Genomic DNA, 19,667 nt, shown 5'->3' with positions numbered 1-19,667 from the left:
CCGCCGCAGGCGCCGAAGCCAAACCTCAGAACTAGCGGGTGGGGTCCGCTGCCGTTCCGGGAAAGGGCCTGACCGAGAACGGTTCGCCGCCATGTTGAGCGATGAGCGCGACGACGAAATCCATCACAGCACGGACGGAAGGCGTCTTGCGCAAATCGCGATGGACGACAAGCCAGATGTCCCGAGAGAAGCATGGAACATCCTCCCCAATCCGCGCGAGGTCCGGGTCGATGTCTCCTAGAAAGCAAGGCAGCCCGGCGACGCCTGCGCCGGCCCGCGCCGCAATGAGATGCCCGCTGATGTCGCTCAGCTCGCACGCCACCGGCCGTGCGCCGGCAATGCCAAGCAACCATTTCTGCTGCGGCATGTCTCCAAAGCTCTCGTCGTAAGCGATGAACTGCCATCGAGCAGGCATCTCCCGATGCACATAGTCGCGGCGCGCGTAGAGACCGAAGGCCATCGTCCCGATCTTTCGCGCGAAGCTGCCGGTCTCCTCGGGACGCACCAGCCGGAGAGCTACATCCGCTTCCCTGCGGCTGAGCGAAACCTGGTGCGCCTGCGCCGCGAGAGAAAGACGGATATCCGGATAACGAGACCGGAAGTGCGCGAGATGCTGCGCCAGCACATGGGCCGCCAGCACCGGCGGAGCGCTGAGTGTGACCTTGCCGATAAGCGGCGTATGCGCAGCCCGGGCAATCCGGGCAATGCCGTCCGCCGCGCTTTCCATCCCGACGGCCCGCTCGAAGACCTGCTGTCCGATCGTCGTCAGGCGACAGGATCGTGGCAGGCGATCGACCAGCACCACATCAAGTTCGGCTTCGAGCACCGCCAGCCGACGGCTGACGGTAGCGTGGTCCACCTTCAAGGCGCGCGCCGCACCGGACAGGGTGCCACTGCGTCCCACTGCCATGAAATGGCGAAGATTTTCCCAATCGGCCATCTGTGCGATTTCTCAGGGTTCTCTGGCAGATATACCGAATTTTCGCACATAAATCACGGGTGTAGTTTCGAGGCAAATTATCCTTGCAGGGTTGTCTCGATGTCTGTCTCTCTCCCCGTTCACCCACGCATCACGCTTGCTGCCGCTTCGATTGGCTTCGTGGTCGTTCTTCTCGACGTCAGCGTCGTCAACGTCGCACTCGATGCCTTGCGCACCAGCTTCTCCACCGATGTCGCCGGCCTCCAATGGGTCGTCAACGCCTACACGCTCATCTTTGCCGCCCTGCTGCTGATGGCTGGAGCCCTGGGAGACCGCTTTGGCGCGCGGGCCATCTTCATCACCGGCTTCGTTCTCTTCACATTGGCCTCGCTGGCTTGCGGTCTGGCGCCGACGCTGGCGACACTGATCGTGGCGCGGCTTGCGCAAGGCGTTGGCGCCGCGCTGCTGGTTCCGAACTCGTTATCGTTGCTGCAGCAAGCATTTCCCGACAAGGAGCAGCGCAACCGCGCGGTCGGCTGGTGGGGAGCCGCGGGCGGCATTGCGCTGGCGGCCGGCCCCGTGGTCGGTGGCTTCCTGGTGACGCATTTGGGCTGGCGCAGCGTTTTCCTGATCAACATTCCGGTCGGGCTGTTCGGCCTGGTCCTGATCCTGCGCTATTCCACGCCAGGTCCCAGAAACGGGGATCGCTCGCTCGATCTGCCCGGGCAGGCCGCCGCCATCATTACGCTCGCATCACTGGCAACAGCGCTGACGGACGCGGCGCATCTCGGCTGGACGCATCCACGGATTCTCGCGGCCCTTCTCGTGGCCGTCCTCGCCGCAATAAGCTTCATCCTGATCGAGGCGCGAAGCCACGCACAGATGCTGCCGCTGTCATTCTTTTCCAGTTCCGCCTTCGTGATCGCCTCGATCACCGGCGTCCTCGTCAACTTCGCCTATTACGGCCTGATCTTCGTCTTCAGCCTGTTCTTCCAACTGGAGCAGCATCTTTCACCGCAGGAAACTGGCATCGCCTTCCTGCCGATGACCATTGTCCTCATGGTCGTGAACATCATCGCAGGCCGATTGATCGCCAGCCTTGGCGCGCGCCGGCTCATGATGTTCGGCCTCGTTCTGGCAGCGGTCGGATATCTTCTGCTGCTCCCGGTAAGTGTTGACGGCTCCTATTGGCAACTCGTCGTGCCGATGCTGATGGCGGCAAGCGGCATCGCGCTGATCGTGCCGACGATGACGAATGTAACTCTCTCCTCCGTCGATCCGTCACGGGCGGGCATCGCGTCGGGTGTCCTCAACACGGCGCGGCAAGTCGGCGGGATGCTCGGTGTCGCGACGTGCGGCTATTTAGTGCGCGAGACAGCACCGTCCGCGTTCATGCATGGCATGCATCTCTCGCTCATCGTAGCTGTCGTGCTGCTGTTTCTCGGCGCTGCGCTCTCGTTCTTCTGTCTCAGTCGGGAGCTTTGAACAGAAGACAAGCGCCTTCGAGGCGCTATGCAGCAATCGGCGGCGACGAGGCGCCTATGGCGTAGAATATAGCACCACAGAGCGCAATCGGCGGGAATGGCGGAAGGGGTGTCCGTTTCCGCCAAGTTCGGTAAGGTCCGGAGACGTCCAAAAAGCGCAGATTGTGCAATGCTTTGACCCCTTTCAATGATCCGATATCGTCCGTTGATGTTCGCCAAAATCCAGCTTATGGATGTGGGTAGAAATGTGGGCTGATTGGGTTCGAATCCCATTTGGCGGGGGCGCGTCTTGGCTATCGAGAGACTTACCGCACTGGCTGTTTCGCGCCTCACCGCGCCTGGCCTGTATTCTGACGGCGGCAATCTAGCGCTGCAGATATCGAGATCGGGCACCAAGTCGTGGAGCTTCAGATTCACGTTAGGCGGCAAGGCGCGACAAATGGGGCTGGGCGCTCTGGCCGATGTATCATTGGCCGATGCACGCGACGCCGCACGCGAGGCTCGGCGGCTTCTGCGTGATGGTGTCGATCCTATCGAGGCGAGAAAGGCCCGCCTTGCTGTCGCGCGTGCTGACAGCGCCAAGACAATCACCTTCCAGGAAGCCTCGAAACAATTCATCGCTGCCCAGCAGGCCGGCTGGAAATCTGCGAAGCATGGCGACCAATGGTCGGCTACGTTGGAGCGCTACTGTTTTCCTTCAATTGGAGACACTCGCGTCGCCGATATCGATACCGGCTTGGTCCTTAAGATCCTTGAGAAAGACCAGTTCTGGGAAACTAAGCCTGAAACGGCAAGCCGAGTGCGCGGCCGCGTAGAGGCGATATTAGATTGGGCCCGAGTGCGAGGATTCCGATCGGGCGATAATCCCGCTCGCTGGCGTGGGCACCTCGACGCCATTCTGCCGGCCAAAGCCAAGGTGAAAGCAGTACGGCATCACCCTGCCCTGCCGATCGATGAACTGCCCGGCTTTTGGCGCGAACTGCGCGCCCTTCAATCGTCTTCGGCGCGAGCTCTCGCTTTTCTCATTTTGACCGCATCGCGAACCTCGGAAGTGATCGGCGCTCGGTGGGCCGAGGTTGACATGAAAGCTAAGGTTTGGACCGTGCCGGGCCCTCGGATGAAGTCTGGTCGAGAGCACCGTGTGCCGCTCTCCTCCGCGGCGATGACCTTGCTTCAAGTTCTTCCGACAGAGCAAGGCAATCCGTTCGTTTTCATTGGCGCTAAGGAGGGTCGGGCCCTCTCCAACATGGCTCTATTGGAGTTGATGCGCGGGCTGCGGCCTGAGAGTGGGTTTGTGCCCCATGGCCTGCGAAGCACTTTCAGGGATTGGGCAGGAGAACGCACGAATTTTCCGCGAGATCTTGTCGAGCATGCTCTCGCGCATCAGGTCGGGGATGCGGTGGAGCGAGCTTACCGCCGAGGCGATGGCTTGGAGCGGCGCCGCCGGCTGATGGACGCTTGGGCGGGCTTTGCCGAACATGGCTCAAAAGCGCGCCAGAATGTGGTCGACATGCGCTCTGGTAGTTCAGCATGATCGACAGGCGCTGCCCCGAGATCGTCGACGACTTCGACGAATTCTCCTTCGAAGCTTCCGCCGCAAGGTGGAAGCCTCACCCTGCAAAACCTACGCGCGACGCAAACGACCGGATCCCCCCGAACGCATTGATACGCGAGCTGAACCGGCTAGCCGAGATGGTTGGGCAAGAGGACGGGCGCGTCTTTCGAGATGCGATCGATTCCCTACATTACCTAAAGCTTGTCAACTTTACCGCTGGCAAGTGGGCTGAGCATTGGAACGGAGCTTCGATTGGTAACGGCCATGCTGAAGCTTACGGCTGGGGCGCCCATCGCGTCAGTGAACTTATTAGCTGCAAATTTCATGGACTGAGCGAGCGTGAGATCGTTGCGTTTGTCGTTGCGGAAGAGGAATTGCCCGCCGCAAATTTCCAGTCCGCTTGGACGCGACTGAGGTACGCCTATGACCAGCGCTATCCCAATCGAGAAAAGCCAAAGCGCGGCCGGCGGCCGGCTGCCAAACGAGGCTGATGCCAGGTCCGGCTAGCCGCCACCAATCTCAATTATAACGGAGCCCCCCTGACGATTTAAAATTACAGGGCCGAATACTGTGCCTAATCGAATGGCTTCCCAAGGCGTCCGGCAATAGCCGGCACAGTTCGGAGGCTCTTTTGAAGAAATTTTTGCGCTTGCCCGCCGTCATGGCTGCAACCGGGCTCGGTCGAACAGCGGTCTACGCCAAGATCGCGGCGGGCGAACTCCCTGCCCCCATTAAAATTGGAGCTCGTGCGTCGGCATGGGACGCGGATGAGGTCGCCGCGTGGCAATCGGCCCGACTTGCGGCTCGACAAGTTAGCGAGCGTCAGAATATTTCGGGGAAGGCGCGAGCAGTGGAGCCGCTGCCCCCTGCCCTCACCCAGCCGTCTCCCGCTCCAAAGCGCAGAGGTCGCCCGCCGAAGCCCCGCCCGGCCTCGTCGGTACAGGCGGAGGGGTGATCGATGGCTGATCATCTGAAAGCCGCCGTCATCGCTGAAATCGCTCGGACCATGGTTGCGGCCGGCGAGGATTTCGAAGCCCGCAAAGCTGCCGCGCTCAAGGCATTTCCCGGCTGCCCGACTTCTATCTTGCACGAGGCAGATCTAGAGGCCGACCGGCTTGTCGAGGAGGCGTTTCTCCGGCCGCTTGAGCCCCGCTTCTCAGATCAGGTTGCCGAGCGCCAGAGGGAGGCCGACGCCGACCGCGAACGCCGGTTTCCTGGCTACGGCGAGCGCGCGCCATATTCCGGTCGTGCGTCGTCGAGCCATCTCGATCTCGACATCCCGTTTTGATCGGAGGCCAGCCATGACATCCGAACGAAACGGGCCCGCATCGGTTGCAGCCGATGACGAGCCCAAAATCGAAGTCCACAACCACGATCTAGCCTCCGCCATTCCGGCCGGCAAGGCTGAGGCCCAGTCCGCGCCCTCAGCGATCGTCACCGCTTGCCGTGTGCTCGCCGAGCGCCGCCGTGAACGGAGGCGGCCTTGAGCATGACTTGGGACGAAGTCGAGCGTTTTTTTGACCGGACATTCGAGCTTGCCGAGGAGCTTGGGTTAGAAAGTGCGCACGAGAAGGTCGTTTTCGGCGCATGGCAGTACGGCGGGCTTCAAGCTCACAATTACTTTGATAGGCGGAATAGAGCCCGTTCCAAGCGGCATGCAGAGGAGTGGATCCGAGACGGCATCACAGGCGTCTGCAACTGCAACTTGCATCTCGATCCGACCCTAAAAGCCTTGTTTGAACGATGGACGTTGGTGGCCTTCAGGCTGCGGCTGTCTCATCTCATTGCCAGCTCGCTCGGGGCCGGGTCATGAGCCGGCCTCCGTCTCCCCGCCAGGCGGCCTCGCGTCGCCTGGCCGAGTTGATCGTAATCGGGAAGTATCGCCGCCTGACCGGCTGTCGGCTCGATCCCGGCAAGTGGCTATTTTATCTGGCGAACACTCTCGGCCATGCGCCAGCAAGCACCGCTCCCATGCGAAGCGGTGCAATTTGGCGAGGGATCGATCTTCTTGAACTACGTCGCGTCGTCACGATGATTGATCTCGGCGAGTTCACCGATGACGAGCTCGGCGAGCAGATCGCCCGGATCAAGATTGGCTCGCCGCTTATCGCATCGCAGAGCCTCGGCGAGCAGATCGGCTTGACAGTCGAAGAGCGCGACAACTTGGACGTTCGCTCAATTGGTGCTGCCGGACAATCCAAGGAAGCTCGCGATGAGGCCAAACGTGAGCGTAACCGTGCCGCCGACCGTGGTCGCAAAGCGGCAGAGCGCGAAGAGGCCCGCGCAGCCGGACAGGTGAAACCCCGCCTGGAATATTGCGCGGGTTCCTTCGAGGCTACGAAGCCGTGGATTGAGGAAAGATGCTCGCGGCGGACTTGGTACTATCGCCGTAAAAAGGAACTGTTGGCGAACATTGCACAGGTTGCGTCCGAGATAGATGGTACATTGGCTGCACAGGTCCCGTCCGGCATTTTTGGTACATCGGCTGCACAGGTTCAGTCCGACCACCTTACTCTTAATAGGGTCGACGGACCGGACTTGTGCAATGTGGCAGACGTTGCATTAAGCGATCGCCTGCAGCGCTCCGGACCATCGACCGGCCCCGACCTCGGCGCTGCCTTTGCCGTCGCGGATCGCAGCACGAACGGAGCATCTGCGGGAAGCGATGCGCCCGACAAAAGAGATGGGCTTGGCGATGGATGCAGTCCGCCAAAGAGCGAAGCGCCAAAAAAAGAGACGGGGCGGACTGGCCGAACGGTTCTCGAGAAGGATCCGCGCGAGCAGGTCCTGGTCGAGATCTTCCGCGATCGCACTTTGGCCGCCTACATCGGGGAAGAGGTCGGCGCCGGGCACTTCGAGACCGGCCTGAAGCTCGCGGATGCTCTGGGGCGGTCTAGGCTTGAACGTCTGCGAGATCAGGTCGCCCGTGCCGGCGTTTTGAGCCAAGGCGCCGAAGCCGCAATCGCGGAAGCACGATCGCTCGCTATTCGGCTGATCCGCGAAGCAGAGGAAGATCGCCATGTCGCGCACGCGTAAGAACGCTGACCAGCTCGATTTGCTCATCTGGGCAGCCGATCGCCCGACCGCCGAGGTCGTTGACTTCCTTGCCCGGCGGGAGCGCTTGCCGCGGTGGCTGCTGACCCGCGAGGCGCTCGAGCTGCGCCGGCTTGAGCTTCGGTTCGAGAGGGCATGTGGCGAGCCCGTTCCGCCGGTCATTGCGCTACGGCGCGCCTGAGACACACCGGCGGCGTTCCTGCGCCGCCGCTTCCCCATCACCGGAAAACCGCCGGGCGCCGCTGGTGACCTGTCGTAGGCCCGCAAACCGCATCGATGTCGTGATGAGCGTCGCGCCGGTTGTGAGTGCCAATTTCTATCTGAGAGCCCGACCCGCTAGCCGCGCTCCTTCAACTGGCCTCCCTTGTCTCTGAGGACCGATGACACCTTCGACCATTACGTTTTTGAGATATCTGGTGTCTTTGACATTCCTCAATTCGCCATTTTTCGACAAACCCATACCGATTAGAGATTTTTCTAACCAGTCGATCAGTCGTTTGTTGCTGCGGCCCGCATAGCTGATTTTTTTGCCAGGCGTCGCTAAAGCAAAAAGGGTAATATTGCCCGCTAGTTTGTTCGATTTTTCCAGAGCTGCTTGGTAATGCTCGATCTTGTGCGGTGTAAAAATCTCGCCGTAGAATCCCGTATCGGCGATCGTTTTGCCAATGTACCAAGGTATTTCCCGAGATCCGCGGCTTGTCGAGAACAGGTAGCAACCGACTGCCGGCCGTAAAGCGTAATCATCAAATCCATAAACGCGGGCTTTTTCGGCAACGCTTTCCCAAAATTCGGATCGGCTAAAGCCGCTTCGATATTCGAACGGTCCCCAAGTCCAAAATTCCATCGCTCTCACCCCCCGGGCTCGATCCATAGCGTCTCAACTACAGTTCGATCGAGTTTGATAGATACACGATATCAGGCGGCGCGACGTAGCTCGCCACTTGAGCTGCGGGGCGACCTGATCGCCGAGAAGCGGAGGTCGTGCTGGATCCGGCGCACCGCGCACGAATTACGATAGAGGCCGAGCAGTGAGGCCGCCGGGAAATGCCCTCGGCGCGGGCATTAACCTGACTGCCGGGCAGGTTTTAAGCTCGAGGTCATGCAATCGCAAATAACCTGATGCACGTCAGATTTTTGCGCTGGCCGGCCAGAGCGCCGCTGCCGAAACGCCGAGCAACGCAAGCGCGTTCCAAATCGGCGGAGGCTCGCCGCCTCGAAAAAAGCCGCGGGTCAGGATGCCGTGGGTGGTTACGGCCGAGGCGCCGGCTGAGTAGCCGATCGCTCACCGCGCTCGCGATGAGCAGGAAGCCGGCGAATGCGACGGCCGCCACGGGCACCAAGGCAAGTCTCAGGATGATCATAGTGCGCCCCCCGGCGTCGTGATCATGCGCCGCGGTCGCTACCAGATCACAACTAAGGACTTTCGGTAGTCCTCAGGAATGGCAGAGGGCTGCAGCCCGGCCTTTTGAACTCGCCGGCCACCACGTATGGAAGACCGTTGACTCAATGCGATCGACGCTAGAGTGACTTTCTCATATTCGGCTCGCAACGGCACGAGTACTGCGAAGAGTTCCAGCGGGGCAAACATGGTCGGTAAAGACGGAGAGTTCGGAGACATTTTCAGGGTGCCGCCCGAAGGTCGTATTGGGATCGAACTCGTTCTTGCGACCGACGGCAGAGCGCCATCTATCGCGAAAGCGCAGGAGGTTTTGTTTAAAGCAAAATTGGCGCAAATTTTCGTTTCCTCCACCATTCGTGTCATAGACGTTCATTACGGAAATGACGGTGAAAAAATTGATCCTAACCATCTCGACGCAGTAAATCAGTATATTTCATTTTTGAATTCGCCAGAATTTCGGCAGGCAGACCATTTCTCGGAAGAATTTGGCGCTCTATGCCAGCAAAAGGCTTGGGAGCTTTCCCGAAGGCTTTGGGATATTTCTTATTTATTTCCGCTGTCGCCATTCTATCCCAGTATCGATTCCGAGCTGCATTTCGAATTCGTCGGCGCGTTCCGGGAAAATCCGCTCAAATTTCGCTTTCTTGGATATGCAGCTGGCGGAGCCCTAGTTGTCGCCGTTGTAGTGTTTGCGTCGGTTCACGTTCAGAAAGAGCTTGGTGYCCCTGAGTGTCGGGCGCGCTACCAAGAAATCGTAAGCAATCAGACGCAAATGTTGCGCGATCAAGCGAAACTGGAAGGAAAGTGGACTGCAGAACATGGAAAAAGTTTTGAGGTCGCCACCAACGCTGCCCAAGCCGCAGCTGCAGCCTGCGGTTCTGCATTGAGCAGCCTAGGCATGACATTCACCCTCGACCCCTTTCGGTTTGAGATCACACTAGGTGGCGGCGGCGCGCGAGCAAACAACGGCCGTTGACTGCCGCTACCTCCAAATTCCCCAAAATGCCGGCCGCAACTCTAGTGCAGGCGTGCCTGAGCCCGCACTAGACAGATTTGAGCTCAACGCACTCAAGCCTTGTGACGCCGAGGCGAACTCACGCCAGCTGCAGTCGACCGCGACTATGGGTTTCATATCGCAGTCCGCTGCATCTATGCAGAATATCGGCCATCGCAACCAATCGGTGCCGTTCCTCCTGTCCTGGCGCCTCCATCGTCTCGGTGACGGTCAGCACCCCTACGAGGTGCTCTGCCTCGCCGATCGCAGCCAGGCCGACGCGTTCCGAGATGTCATCCAAGGCGAGGAATTTGATCCCCGTGATCGCTTGGGCGGCAGGTGGCTGCGCGGGCGCGGCGCGACACGGGATGCGAAGCGGAAGGCGCGCGGTCTGTGGTGAGCGATCCGGTGCGGCCGGCGCTTGAAACGCAGCACCGGGCTAGTTGCAATTGGTGGGTTACTCAGCAGCGCTATCACGGCGCTCTTGGCGCGAGCCTTTGGCGACACATGGGCGTGGGCACGAGCGTGTTGACGAATTCCGTGAATCGCTCCTCGCCGTTGCCACGCCGCGTGGTCGCGTCCGCGAGATCGAAGGTCATCGATCCCGCGCAGGAATGGCCCGTGCGCCGACCATGGGCGCGCATGTCTTCCAGATGATCCATCGCCAGAATGGCGAAGGCGTTGCAAGCGGAAGGCAGTTGGGTACAGGCGATCTTACACCCGGACGCCACAACTGCCTCAACGATGGGCTTGAGAGGTAGGTCGTATCGGTTACGGCCGTTTGAGAAGATAACCGTTTCCGGCTCGACCGCAGCGATAAGCTGATCGACGAAGGCAGCCGCGTCTTCGCCCGGCGATCCGCCGTGGTGCGGAAAGACAAGGACATCAGCCTTCAGCGGCGCGCAATGGTCAAGGGCGTCGGCTAGGCCGATCTCATCCAGATCACCGGCCAGCAGAATGCCTCGACCGCTCTTTCCCTCGATGCTGAGCACCGCCGAGAGGCTGTTCTGGGTTACGATGGCCCCGCTCTCAAGTTGGCCGCCCACGCCGCGCAGCGCCAGCGCTGCCGATGGAGCGGCGACACGAACAGTCAGGTCCCCGACGCCAATCGCGCCCGGATTTGTAGACGAAAGGCTGTTTGAGACCGCGCATGTGCCTTTTTTCTGGGCCACGCTAACGGCCGCGAGCAGGCTATCCCAAATCGCTGAATTCTTCCCGGCATCGGGATTCACATACAGGCGCGCCACTTCCACCTCGTCGCTAGTCAGGAGGGCGACAATGCCGGCGAGATGATCTTTATCTGAGTGGGAAATGAAAGCTGCATCGATCCGCTTGATCTCCATATCTCTCAAGGTATCGAGCAGCAGGCTTCCGATCGGCGCATCGACAACGGCCAGGGCGTCGCCGCTGCGCACGATGGCGCAATTGCCGTGTCCCACATCCAGAATGGTCACAGAGTTCAAGTTAAGCCCTCGACCTCGCCAACACCTACGATCTCGTCGATCCGGGTAAAGAACAGGTCGTCTTCGCGCTCCGCCCCAATATTGATGTTTCCGAGTAGGAAGTCTCCCGTGCGGATCTTGCCGCGAATCGCCGGATCGATACAGGCCGAAGGGACCGTCACAGCATGGTCTGGAGACCAGCCGTTGACAACCACATCGACGGTTTCGTTGCCGGTGTCGGGATCCGCCCATTCCACCTTTAGGAGCGTTCTGTGGGCGCGTCTTTCGTCTACGGGATCCTTTTTTAGTTCGCGGATTACGATCTCGGCGTAACGGTCGACATTCTCCGGCTCGAAATCGTCACGACCGGCAATGACGGGTATCAGATGGCGCGAGCTGCGGAGGACCATGCGCATTCGATCGGTCTGCTGATACATGGTGAGCAGCATGGCCGGTCGCTGCGCGTCCAAGAGCTCGCGCACCACCCCAAGTCCGTTGAATGCCGCTAAGCCGAAGGGTTGGAGGCGATGATCGCAGATCACGAAGTCCGGGTTCTGTTCCACGATCTCTCGGACCATCCGGTCAAGTTCGTTCCCGTACTGGTCCTTCAGCGTCATCGGCTCATAGTTGAGGTCGCGGAGTCCATCCATCAAATGCTCGAGAACGAGCTCGTCGTCGTCGATGACGGTGATCTTGGATCGCGCATTCAGAAAGGACATGGGGTCACTCGAATAGCTGCCGCATGGGCGGGATACGGACCGTGAACTGAGCGCCGCCAGTTTCGGTTAGAGCGGCGGCCTCGACCGTCCCGCCGGCGTCAGCGACGGAATCGCGGACAATGGTTAGCCCGAAGCCAGTGCCCTCGGCTTCCGTGGTCACACCTGGGAGCCAGATGTCGGCTAGATCGACGCCGTCAATGCCCCCAGCGTTGTCCGCCACGGACAAGATAACCGCCGCCCCGTCATAGGCCGTGGATATCCAGATGCGGCGGTCGGCCTGATGGCGACCGTCGCGTTGGAAGGCGTTGATCGCGTTCATGACGAAGTTCAAACAAACCGCGTCAATCAGTGCGTCGCTGCCAGCGATATCGGTATAGCCCTCAGTCAGGTCGAGCTCGAGTGTGATCCGGTAATAGGCCATGATCGGCTCGATCATAGTCGCAAGGCTGAGCACTGCGGCGTTCACTGTGACGCGGCCGGCCCGCCGCTTCTTTTTGGCAAGCAGGCCCAATGGAATTGAGACGAAGGAGTTGACCCGTCGCTTGGCCTCAGCGATCCGTGAGATGCGGGTTGCGGCTGCCTCCTGCTGTTCGGCTGGGATCAGCTTCAAGATAGTCTTGATTGCGCCGTCTATCAGGGTCAGCGGGCGGCCGATCTCATGAGAGAAGACCGCCGAGGTCATACCCGCGGTCGCCAGCGACCGGTAGAGTTGCAACTCCTGACGCAGGGATTTGGTGTCACGATCGACATCCTTGACGTATTGCTGGATGGCGTCCTCGACCAATTTGCGGTCGGTGAGTGGCACCGCCTTGGTCAGGACCGCTTCCAGACGGGTGGCCGCCTTTTCAGTTTTTTGCCTATCCGCCTGACGCTCAGCCTGCCTCCTCTGGTCCCGCTCGCGCGTGCGAAGGCGCCCTGCCCACTCCATGGCGTCGCCGCAGCACCGGCGCAGCTCACCGAAGGCTTCGTTTTCGATGTAGCCGATCCGGTCGGTCTTCTGCACGAGCGATCGGTCGAGATTGCTTAGCCGGACGCGGCCTACCGCGGTGTTGGTGCTGGGGCGGAGTTCAGGATTGCGGGCCCGACGAAGATTGAGGTCAAGCCAGTCATCGCCCGAGCCGCCGTAAGGAGGCACGCGGATCCCGTCCTCATAGATGTGAACCCCGCCGACATTGGCCAGCCAAGCTTTGACCTCGGCCATGGTGGCGGTCTTGTTGGAGAAGCGCCCGCCATCTAGGATGAAGGCCCACAGGTCGAACACGAAGGGCGGTGACCGATAGGGCTCTTCGGGTTTCTGTTCGTGAAGAACATCGCCCTTCCAATCGAGGAGACGAAAGGTCGCTTGGCCCGCCTCTTCCAGCACGGCCTGGATGCGATATTCGGCGTCTCCGAAATACGACCGGCGCACCTTGCGGGCGAGTTCCTTGAACTCTTCAGACAGAAAGTCCGGCTTAAAGCCCGGATCCGGCTCGAAGATTGTGTCCAGCGTCGCGCTTTCCACAGTTCTCGCGTCGTCCTGCCCGCCGTCGAGTTCATCAATAAAAGGATCGGCTAAGAGGATCAGTCCCCTAGCCAGTTTGTTGGCTGTGGAACGGCTAAGAGGCGTCTTCAGATCTTCAACTAAGATGTCGGTGCCGTGCCCCCTGTCAGTGTTCGAGCTCTTCACCTCGATCGACACGTCCTCGATCACGCGAGCGTCGTCGAACGCCCCCCAGTCCAAGGTCAGTTGATATTCGACGCCCGGTTCCTTAATCGGCCGCGTTCGCAGAAAGACGCGCCGGCCGAGCCGAAGCGCCGCCAGCCGGCCGAGCCCCTTGTCACCTACCGGCATCCGTCCGAATCTTGGCGTCGGCGTCTTCTGGCGCTTTCCTGATCGACCGATCACCAGCCAACCATCTCGCAGGCCGGCCTCGGTCATGCCGTTGCCGGTATCGTGGATGATGATCGAGTTGACGCCTCCGGAGTCCGTCTTAAATTCCACTGTGCACACCGATGCATCGGCATCGTAGGCGTTCTTCACAAGCTCTATGATGCCCTGATCGACATCAGGCACGAGCTCCTCACCTAAACGGGCGAGAATGTCGGGCGAGAACCTGAGTCGCTCAGCCGACATCGTCGGACCACGGAATGGCGGCCAAGGTTCCGGTAGTCAGGTGCCGGCAGCGGATCGTTCTGTTCAGGTGATCTGTGACCTCTTGCGACTTAAGCCGGTTGAGCAATCGACGGCAGGCAGCGACGCCCCCACTAACCGGGATAGCGACGATCAGATGGTTCTCGACAGCCACCTCTGCTGTCCCGACTATCACCGTTCCTACCGCCCTATGGCGATCGCTGGGGCTGGAAGTTCGGCGGATCACGACAAATGGGGGCTTGAAAACCGTTCCGTTGAATGCGCGGCGAATATTGGGGATGAATCCAGTCTCCCAGGCCGGGGTGGTTTTGGCACAGAGATAGAGATAGTCCGGCCCAGCGAGCCCATGACGATGCGGCACTACGGCCCCGACGCGCATGATGAAATTGGATCCGACCGCCTTCTCGACCGGCCCCTCTGAATCTCTCCAAAGACCTCCGGCCTGGCCTGCTTTCAACAGGGTGATGAAGACATCGACGTCCGTCCAAGCGTCGAACCGCCCTAAGGACTGAAAGCCGCCAACCAGCCCCCGATCCAACAGATGATTGCGGAACCGACCGTAGCGGGTGCCGCTCCTCAGAACCTCAGGCAGGAGGGCGGCGATGGGACGGGGCGGAGTCTGCGCGCCTAGGAGCGCGTCCAGGAATAAAGCCGCTGCATTGATCCGTCCCGCCGACCATTCCGGTGTGATCTTGGGCGAGGTCTGGCCGAACGGAGGGTTGAATAGAAAGCCTCTCGCCGTCGCCAGAACGGCGGGGTTCATGAGGGCGTCTCCAACCTGGATAAGCGGGAAGGTTTCGTCGATCTCGACGTTCAAGCCGCCGAAGCCGCCCTTGGCCCGGGCCAACATGACCAGGCGCACCTTGGTCATCCGCACCAAGTCTTCGCGCAGGTCGAGGCCGGAAAGCCGCTCGCCCCAAACGCGGATCGTTTCCTCCAGTGACTCAGCGATGGGGAGCCGCTCGGCGTAGGCCAGTAAAAGATCTCCCATGCCGCAGGTCGGGTCCGCAATGATCGCATCTTCTGTGACTTCCTCCGCAATCAGGTCGGCTAGCCGCGAAGCGATAGCCGGACCCGAAAAGAACGTTCCTTCATCACGCCGATCGGCCAAGTCGATAGCCTGGCGGAAAGCCTTGTAAGGTGCCCCATTGAGCAATGGATGAGCGCGCGGGGAGGCACCTTGGGCCGGATTATCTTCCCGGGTTGCCCGCACTGCAGCTTCCACATAGGTCTCAAAGGCCATCAGGCGCACGCTCATCCTGTCAGGCGAGAAGGTGTCGATATGCCCGCGTCGGCACGAGCCGATTCCGTCACGTCCGGAAACGGTCTATATCAGTGCTTGCAAGGACCGTCTCTATCCGCGCGCGCGTTGTCTCCCGCAGGCCATAGCAACCTCCCGCAAATGGCACTCAGGCACAATGGGGCCACATTGGGATAAATTTTATCAACCGGTGTTGGCGGCTTAAACGATCGGTTAGAGACCGTATCAGCTGCCTCCAGTGCGTTGCGCTCTTCCGCTTATCTGCTCGGTCGGCGCCCGAAATCCCCACGACATAAAGCGGGCGGTTGCCGAACGCCGCTATAGCCAAATCCGCTCCGATCTCAGAGCCACCAAATAGACCGCCCGAAAGCGGACGTTCCATGAGCCAGATAAAAGCCATTTGCCCGTTCAGCTGACGCGGACAGGTTAGGGATGCCGCCAATAGCTAATGCTCATCGCTGCCGAGGGGTTCACGCCGGCTCTCTCGCAAGCGCCGCGCCATCGCATCAGCCTCGGCGGCCAGCATTTCCCCGGTAAGCGTGAGCTTCACCGCCGTCGCCATCCGCGGCTTGGAATCGTAGTCCAGCAGGCGATGGTGCTGAAGTTCCCGCAATAGGTTAACGGCCCAGTCGGCGGCGACCGCGTTGCCTGCCATCGCTGCAAGTTCGCGCGGCCTCAGCATTGCCCGGCCTTCGTCATCGGCCGCAGCCACGAGGGCACAAAACAATCGCGCTGCGCCGGCCGAGATCGCTGGCATCGAGGTCACGATCGCGATCTGCCGCAGCCGGATGTCAGTGCTCAGTGCCGCAGGCGCTCGCTGCGACCTGGCGTTTCTGTGGTTTAGGGCGAGCATAGATCAACCTCAACCGACCAGCTTGAGGTCGCTCGCGAGGCGGCGCACAACGCCGGCAGCGCGATCGATCGCCGACGCGAGGGCGAGTTGCTCTCGCAAGAAAAAATGCGCGCCGGCCGCCTTTTCGGCTTCGGTCTCCTGCAGGATTTCGAGACGCGTCCGCGCGGACAAATAGTCCCCCAGCAAATCGCGCTCGAGCGCCGACACCGGCCTGCCAGCTGCACGCCGGAGGCGACAAATGCGCTTAAACTCACCACGTTCTGACCGATTCAGGCCACGAGGTGGCAACGGATCCCGGTCGAGTGCCGGTGACGGAGCCAATGATTGCTGCGATTTCGACATCTGACGCCTGTTGAAGTGAGGTGATTTCGCCGGAAAATTTGCGGGAGGACGAAAATAAAACCCGCGAATGAGCCCCTGTGCGGTGGTGGCCCCTGGGGCTCCCTTTTTCGACCCTCCCCCCCGACCTAGGCCGCTGCCGGTTCGGCGCTCGGAGGCTCGGGCAACTCGGCGCCGATCTCGGCCTCCACCTGTGTGGCCCACGCGCTGAAGCGCTTTCGCTCGGCGGCCACCAGTTCGTTAAGGTCGAGACCTTCGAAGCCCGCCGCGGCGAGTTGCTGGCGCTGCCGGTCGACGGCGACTTCGACCGCGACAGAAAGGTTGCGGCGCAGGTCGCCGCGGTGGCGGACCGGACCTAGGGAGACGCGATCGCTCATCGGCTTGCTCCCGGCGTTGCGGCTTCCCGTAACACGGCACCTGTAGCTCTTGAGCGCCATGCCCGGATAACGCATCGAGCCGTCGCCATGCGCCTCGCGAGTTCGCCCGCATCGAGATGCTCCCGTGCGAGCCTCTCGCCCTCGCGGCGCAGTGCCTCGCGGGCCATGTCGTCGAGGCGGCGTTCGGTCCCTTCGATCGTCGCGCTCATGAGCGGTACGCCTTCGGCTTGGCGGCCGTCGGTGCGGCCGGCGTAGGCTCGTGCTGCTGGGCAGGTGGGGCGAGAGCGAGGAGTTTCAGCTCGGCGACCAAGGCGCGGCGCTCGGCGCGCAACGTCTCGAGCTCGCGGTGCCATTCGGCGCGTGCCTCACGGATGACTGTGCCAATCGCCTCCGCGACTGCGTCGGGCAAGGTGTCCTCGTACGACATCACGCGCTCCAGGCAATGTTTGCGAGGATGGCGACGGCGCCGGACCTAACCTTCTCTGCACCGAAGACGCAGCGGGCGAGCACGGCGATCAAGTTCTGCCGCCACAAGCTGGTGAGGACCGTCCCCGCATTGGGAGGCGCGTCCGGGGTGGTCGACATCTGGACCGCTGCCTGGTCGCTTAGCGAAACCGTCACGGCCTCGATCTCCGCAGCGATCGAGGCCGCGTCGACAAGCATGAGCTGACCAGCCGGGAGAGCGGACGAAGTCAACGCCGGCAGATTCACCATCTCGCCGCCCGAAGGAGACATCGCCGGAAACGCGTTCGACCCATCGGGTCCGGCAAGCGTCGAAGCCGCGTTAGCGACGCTTGGTGACATGAGCCAGTAGAGCTTGCCCGCGCCAGAGACATTAACGACATCGAGCAGCCGCTTGAGATCCGCGAGCGCGTCGCCCGCAGTCATGCCGGTGGCGGCAGTCGGCGTGATGCCGGCTGAGATGATAGAGACGAACGCGGCGTCGATCGCGGTGCTGACGGCGCTACGCAGAGAGGCGTCGACCAGCGCGCGCGCGGCCGGGCTGGCCGACCGGATCAATTCGCTCGTCAGCACCACCATGCCGGCCGCGGTACGCGGCTGAAGGCTCTTGGAGGCGAGTGAAAGGGAAGAGACCGCGATCGGCGAGCCGGCGCCAATCGCGAAGGCAGTCGCATTGGCGACCACGGCGGCTGCGCTGGTGCCCAGCGGGAGCCGCGTCACAGCGTCATCAGCGAGCAAGCGGCCGAGGATAGAGGAAGAGGCCAGCGAGCCGACGAACGCCGTGACCATGTTGCTATAGCCGTCGAGCGATCCGGCCCATGCTGGATCGCTGAGATTTCCGCCGCCGGCGGCCGACTTCAGGACGGAGCGAACAGCCTCCGGTGCCCTAGTGGCTTCGGCGATGACGGCGGCCTGGGCGCAATTGCCGCCAGAGATTGCGACGACGCGCGCCAGTTCGGAGAGATCAGTTGCACGAGCTCGGGTCACTTGAGGCCTCCAGAATGAGGCCCAAGCATCATCGGCCGGGTCGGCCGCGTCGATTGCAGGGAATGCGTAGAAATGCGCTTTGCGTCAGAGCGGGCCTAAACTTCTTCCATCGTTGAGGCGAGCCAACTCACAACGTCGCCGACGCGGTATGTTATTTTACCGCCAACCCTCCACCCTCGCGGCGCCCGGCCTTCAGCGCGCATATTACGAAGCGTGTTCTTGGTATAGCCGAGCAACCTACCGGCTGTTTTTTCATCGACCCTGTCATCCCCGGTTGTGACGACATTCCAGGCGTGGAGCCAATCGCGAAACAAGCGGTCGATGACCTCGGCGCGGTGTGCCTTGGTCTCCCCATCGTCCTCATATCTTCGCGGCGGCATCATCATGCCCATCACCGAATCACACCTGATTCCGGCGCGCAAATCGCCAACATTTCCGGGCTCTGTTTCGGGGTGGCGCTGGCGCAAATCGCGCAGGGAATGGCTTCAAAGCCCGCGGGCAAGCCTCCATCATCGCAGCAAAAACGTTGTGGGTGGAGACGTGGGCTGACTCGAATGATCCAAGCCAAAACAAAGTGTTATCATAGTCTTATGCAAGTATTCTGGCGGAAGGGGTGGGATTCGAACCCACGGTGGGCTTGCACCCACGGCGGTTTTCAAGACCGCTGCCTTAAACCACTCGGCCACCCTTCCAGCTCGCCCGTTCAATGCCGAGCCGGGAGCGGGTTGGCAAGGGGGCAGGTGTATCTGGCGATGTCGCATTCGCTTCCGGCACACGCGGCATCCGCCCGCGTCCTCGACGCCGCTCGCCTTGACTTGGACCAAGCCGCACGGCAACCATCGTTATACCCACAGATATACAACGGATGCCGGAGAACCAAAATGAGGCGTCGAACATTGCTCGCGGCTGGTCTGGCCTGTGCCTTGGTGCTCGGCGCGGGCATCGAAGCCGCGCAGGCGCAGAGCAAGGATCTTGTGATCTTTGCTGCAGCCAGCATGAAGAATGCGCTGGACGAGGCCGCCGCCAGCTGGGCGAAGGAAAGCGGCAAGCCCGCGCCGAAAATCTCCTATGCGGCGAGCAATGTGTTGGCGAAGCAGATCGAGAGCGGCGCGCCGGCCGACCTGTTCATCTCGGCCGACCTCGACTGGATGGATTATGCGGCGGGCAAGAACCTGATCAGGCCGGACACCCGCGTCAGCCTGCTCGGCAACAGGCTCGTGCTGGTCGCGGAGAAGGCTTCGACCGCCAAGCTCGAGCTGAAGCCCGGCGTCGAACTCGCGGCCGCGCTCGGTACGAACCGCCTCGCCATGGGCAATGTCGAATCCGTCCCGGCCGGCAAATACGGCAAGGCGGCACTTGAAAAGCTCGGCGCCTGGGACAGGCTCAAGGACAAGATCGCGCAGGCCGACAATGTCCGCGCCGCGCTGCTGCTGGTCTCGCGCGGCGAGGCGCCTTTCGGCATCGTCTATGCGACCGATGCCGCGGCCGATCCGCAGGTCAGGGTCGTCGCCACCTTCCCGGAGGACTCACACCCGCCGATCGTATACCCGGTCGCAGTGACCCGGGATTCCACCAACCCGGACGCTGCGACGTTCCTGGCCTATCTGCGCGGCCCGTCCGCCAGGCCCGTTTTCGAAAAGCAGGGCTTTACCGTGCTGAACAAGCCGGCCTCCTCGTCCTGAGCGAGGCCG

Annotated in this window: 22 protein-coding genes and 1 tRNA gene; 11 read left to right on the top strand and 12 right to left on the bottom strand. The window is 61.4% G+C overall.

What is annotated here, in order from left to right:
* Window positions 1–31: 31 nt before the first annotated feature.
* Window positions 32–910: a LysR family transcriptional regulator gene (locus AC1DR6_RS02370; RefSeq protein ID WP_476827796.1), complete on the bottom strand. Its 879-nt coding sequence runs from the start codon at window positions 908–910 to the stop codon at window positions 32–34.
* 3 nt (window positions 911–913) lie between these two features.
* Between AC1DR6_RS02370 and AC1DR6_RS02365 the strand changes: the two genes are divergently transcribed.
* The 8 genes from AC1DR6_RS02365 (at window position 914) to AC1DR6_RS02330 (ending at window position 7,193) form a co-directional block, all read left to right on the top strand.
* Window positions 914–2,404 (top strand): MFS transporter, encoded by a 1,491-nt coding sequence (locus AC1DR6_RS02365; protein ID WP_476827565.1) that lies wholly within the window; start codon window positions 914–916, stop codon window positions 2,402–2,404.
* Window positions 2,405–2,692: 288 nt separating this feature from the next.
* Complete coding sequence (locus AC1DR6_RS02360; RefSeq protein WP_476827564.1) at window positions 2,693–3,937, top strand: tyrosine-type recombinase/integrase; 1,245 nt, start codon at window positions 2,693–2,695, stop codon at window positions 3,935–3,937.
* Window positions 3,934–4,449 (top strand): hypothetical protein, encoded by a 516-nt coding sequence (locus AC1DR6_RS02355; protein WP_476827563.1) that lies wholly within the window; start codon window positions 3,934–3,936, stop codon window positions 4,447–4,449. Before AC1DR6_RS02360 ends, AC1DR6_RS02355 begins: the two co-directional genes overlap by 4 nt.
* A gap of 140 nt (window positions 4,450–4,589) precedes the next feature.
* On the top strand, window positions 4,590–4,913 hold the full coding sequence (locus AC1DR6_RS02350; protein ID WP_476827562.1) for a helix-turn-helix transcriptional regulator: 324 nt from the start codon (window positions 4,590–4,592) through the stop codon (window positions 4,911–4,913).
* A 3-nt stretch (window positions 4,914–4,916) separates the two neighbouring features.
* On the top strand, window positions 4,917–5,246 hold the full coding sequence (locus AC1DR6_RS02345) for a hypothetical protein (protein WP_476827561.1): 330 nt from the start codon (window positions 4,917–4,919) through the stop codon (window positions 5,244–5,246).
* A gap of 201 nt (window positions 5,247–5,447) precedes the next feature.
* Complete coding sequence (locus AC1DR6_RS02340) at window positions 5,448–5,771, top strand: hypothetical protein (RefSeq protein ID WP_476827560.1); 324 nt, start codon at window positions 5,448–5,450, stop codon at window positions 5,769–5,771.
* Window positions 5,768–6,994, top strand: a complete 1,227-nt coding sequence (locus AC1DR6_RS02335; protein WP_476827559.1) for a hypothetical protein — start codon at window positions 5,768–5,770, stop codon at window positions 6,992–6,994. Before AC1DR6_RS02340 ends, AC1DR6_RS02335 begins: the two co-directional genes overlap by 4 nt.
* Complete coding sequence (locus AC1DR6_RS02330) at window positions 6,978–7,193, top strand: hypothetical protein (RefSeq protein ID WP_476827558.1); 216 nt, start codon at window positions 6,978–6,980, stop codon at window positions 7,191–7,193. The genes AC1DR6_RS02335 and AC1DR6_RS02330 overlap by 17 nt, the downstream gene beginning before the upstream one ends.
* Before the next feature lie 135 nt (window positions 7,194–7,328).
* Here the strand turns inward: AC1DR6_RS02330 and AC1DR6_RS02325 are convergent, their stop codons facing one another.
* A complete protein-coding gene (locus AC1DR6_RS02325) occupies window positions 7,329–7,856 on the bottom strand; it encodes a hypothetical protein (RefSeq protein WP_476827557.1) in 528 nt (175 codons plus the stop codon).
* 742 nt (window positions 7,857–8,598) lie between these two features.
* Here AC1DR6_RS02325 and AC1DR6_RS02320 point away from each other — a divergent pair.
* Both AC1DR6_RS02320 and AC1DR6_RS02315 read left to right on the top strand, forming a co-directional pair.
* Window positions 8,599–9,387 carry a hypothetical protein gene (locus tag AC1DR6_RS02320; RefSeq protein WP_476827556.1) on the top strand — a complete coding sequence of 263 codons (789 nt, stop codon included), beginning with the start codon at window positions 8,599–8,601 and terminating at the stop codon, window positions 9,385–9,387.
* A gap of 175 nt (window positions 9,388–9,562) precedes the next feature.
* Window positions 9,563–9,805 (top strand): hypothetical protein, encoded by a 243-nt coding sequence (locus AC1DR6_RS02315; protein ID WP_476827555.1) that lies wholly within the window; start codon window positions 9,563–9,565, stop codon window positions 9,803–9,805.
* Between the two features lie 73 nt (window positions 9,806–9,878).
* Here the strand turns inward: AC1DR6_RS02315 and AC1DR6_RS02310 are convergent, their stop codons facing one another.
* The 10 genes from AC1DR6_RS02310 to AC1DR6_RS02265 all read right to left on the bottom strand — a co-directional run bounded on the left by AC1DR6_RS02310 (window position 9,879) and on the right by AC1DR6_RS02265 (window position 18,668).
* The gene (locus AC1DR6_RS02310; RefSeq protein WP_476827795.1) at window positions 9,879–10,859 is read right to left on the bottom strand and encodes a ComEC/Rec2 family competence protein; all 981 of its coding nucleotides are present in this window, start codon (window positions 10,857–10,859) and stop codon (window positions 9,879–9,881) included.
* Window positions 10,860–10,864: 5 nt separating this feature from the next.
* Entirely contained in the window at window positions 10,865–11,566 is a 702-nt protein-coding gene (locus AC1DR6_RS02305; RefSeq protein ID WP_476827554.1) for an ANTAR domain-containing protein, read from the bottom strand.
* A 4-nt stretch (window positions 11,567–11,570) separates the two neighbouring features.
* Window positions 11,571–13,619: a sensor histidine kinase gene (locus AC1DR6_RS02300; protein WP_476827553.1), complete on the bottom strand. Its 2,049-nt coding sequence runs from the start codon at window positions 13,617–13,619 to the stop codon at window positions 11,571–11,573.
* A gap of 49 nt (window positions 13,620–13,668) precedes the next feature.
* Window positions 13,669–14,940 carry a DNA methyltransferase family protein gene (locus AC1DR6_RS02295; RefSeq protein WP_476827552.1) on the bottom strand — a complete coding sequence of 424 codons (1,272 nt, stop codon included), beginning with the start codon at window positions 14,938–14,940 and terminating at the stop codon, window positions 13,669–13,671.
* Between the two features lie 463 nt (window positions 14,941–15,403).
* Window positions 15,404–15,811, bottom strand: a complete 408-nt coding sequence (locus tag AC1DR6_RS02290; RefSeq protein WP_476827551.1) for a hypothetical protein — start codon at window positions 15,809–15,811, stop codon at window positions 15,404–15,406.
* Window positions 15,812–15,820: 9 nt separating this feature from the next.
* Window positions 15,821–16,018 (bottom strand): hypothetical protein, encoded by a 198-nt coding sequence (locus AC1DR6_RS02285; protein WP_476827550.1) that lies wholly within the window; start codon window positions 16,016–16,018, stop codon window positions 15,821–15,823.
* A 260-nt stretch (window positions 16,019–16,278) separates the two neighbouring features.
* Window positions 16,279–16,527, bottom strand: coding sequence for a hypothetical protein (locus AC1DR6_RS02280; protein ID WP_476827549.1), 249 nt, complete (start codon window positions 16,525–16,527; stop codon window positions 16,279–16,281).
* Between the two features lie 205 nt (window positions 16,528–16,732).
* The gene (locus AC1DR6_RS02275; RefSeq protein ID WP_476827548.1) at window positions 16,733–16,954 is read right to left on the bottom strand and encodes a hypothetical protein; all 222 of its coding nucleotides are present in this window, start codon (window positions 16,952–16,954) and stop codon (window positions 16,733–16,735) included.
* On the bottom strand, window positions 16,954–17,976 hold the full coding sequence (locus AC1DR6_RS02270) for a phage major capsid protein (protein ID WP_476827547.1): 1,023 nt from the start codon (window positions 17,974–17,976) through the stop codon (window positions 16,954–16,956). The genes AC1DR6_RS02275 and AC1DR6_RS02270 overlap by 1 nt, the downstream gene beginning before the upstream one ends.
* Window positions 17,977–18,578: 602 nt before the next feature.
* A tRNA-Ser gene (locus AC1DR6_RS02265) sits at window positions 18,579–18,668 on the bottom strand.
* Window positions 18,669–18,857: 189 nt separating this feature from the next.
* Here AC1DR6_RS02265 and modA point away from each other — a divergent pair.
* A complete protein-coding gene (modA, locus tag AC1DR6_RS02260; protein WP_476827546.1) occupies window positions 18,858–19,658 on the top strand; it encodes a molybdate ABC transporter substrate-binding protein in 801 nt (266 codons plus the stop codon).
* Window positions 19,659–19,667: the final 9 nt, after the last annotated feature.

This window comes from Allobosea sp. P5_A5 (genome assembly GCF_056400625.1).
The sequence above is the reverse complement of the archived record's forward strand: the minus strand, read 5'-3'. Positions and strand labels throughout refer to the sequence as shown.

Bases quoted from the DNA above. Each gene is read 5' to 3' on its own strand.
- AC1DR6_RS02370 (WP_476827796.1), bottom strand. From the start codon at position 910: ATGGCAGTGGGACGCAGTGGCACCCTGTCCGGTGCGGCGCGCGCCTTG.
- AC1DR6_RS02365 (WP_476827565.1), top strand. From the start codon at position 914: ATGGCGAAGATTTTCCCAATCGGCCATCTGTGCGATTTCTCAGGGTTC.
- AC1DR6_RS02355 (WP_476827563.1), top strand. From the start codon at position 3,934: ATGATCGACAGGCGCTGCCCCGAGATCGTCGACGACTTCGACGAATTC.
- AC1DR6_RS02345 (WP_476827561.1), top strand. From the start codon at position 4,917: ATGGCTGATCATCTGAAAGCCGCCGTCATCGCTGAAATCGCTCGGACC.
- AC1DR6_RS02340 (WP_476827560.1), top strand. From the start codon at position 5,448: ATGACTTGGGACGAAGTCGAGCGTTTTTTTGACCGGACATTCGAGCTT.
- AC1DR6_RS02335 (WP_476827559.1), top strand. From the start codon at position 5,768: ATGAGCCGGCCTCCGTCTCCCCGCCAGGCGGCCTCGCGTCGCCTGGCC.
- AC1DR6_RS02330 (WP_476827558.1), top strand. From the start codon at position 6,978: ATGTCGCGCACGCGTAAGAACGCTGACCAGCTCGATTTGCTCATCTGG.
- AC1DR6_RS02325 (WP_476827557.1), bottom strand. From the start codon at position 7,856: ATGGAATTTTGGACTTGGGGACCGTTCGAATATCGAAGCGGCTTTAGC.
- AC1DR6_RS02315 (WP_476827555.1), top strand. From the start codon at position 9,563: ATGCAGAATATCGGCCATCGCAACCAATCGGTGCCGTTCCTCCTGTCC.
- AC1DR6_RS02305 (WP_476827554.1), bottom strand. From the start codon at position 11,566: ATGTCCTTTCTGAATGCGCGATCCAAGATCACCGTCATCGACGACGAC.
- AC1DR6_RS02295 (WP_476827552.1), bottom strand. From the start codon at position 14,940: ATGGCCTTTGAGACCTATGTGGAAGCTGCAGTGCGGGCAACCCGGGAA.
- AC1DR6_RS02290 (WP_476827551.1), bottom strand. From the start codon at position 15,811: ATGCTCGCCCTAAACCACAGAAACGCCAGGTCGCAGCGAGCGCCTGCG.
- AC1DR6_RS02280 (WP_476827549.1), bottom strand. From the start codon at position 16,527: ATGAGCGATCGCGTCTCCCTAGGTCCGGTCCGCCACCGCGGCGACCTG.
- AC1DR6_RS02275 (WP_476827548.1), bottom strand. From the start codon at position 16,954: ATGTCGTACGAGGACACCTTGCCCGACGCAGTCGCGGAGGCGATTGGC.
- modA (WP_476827546.1), top strand. From the start codon at position 18,858: ATGAGGCGTCGAACATTGCTCGCGGCTGGTCTGGCCTGTGCCTTGGTG.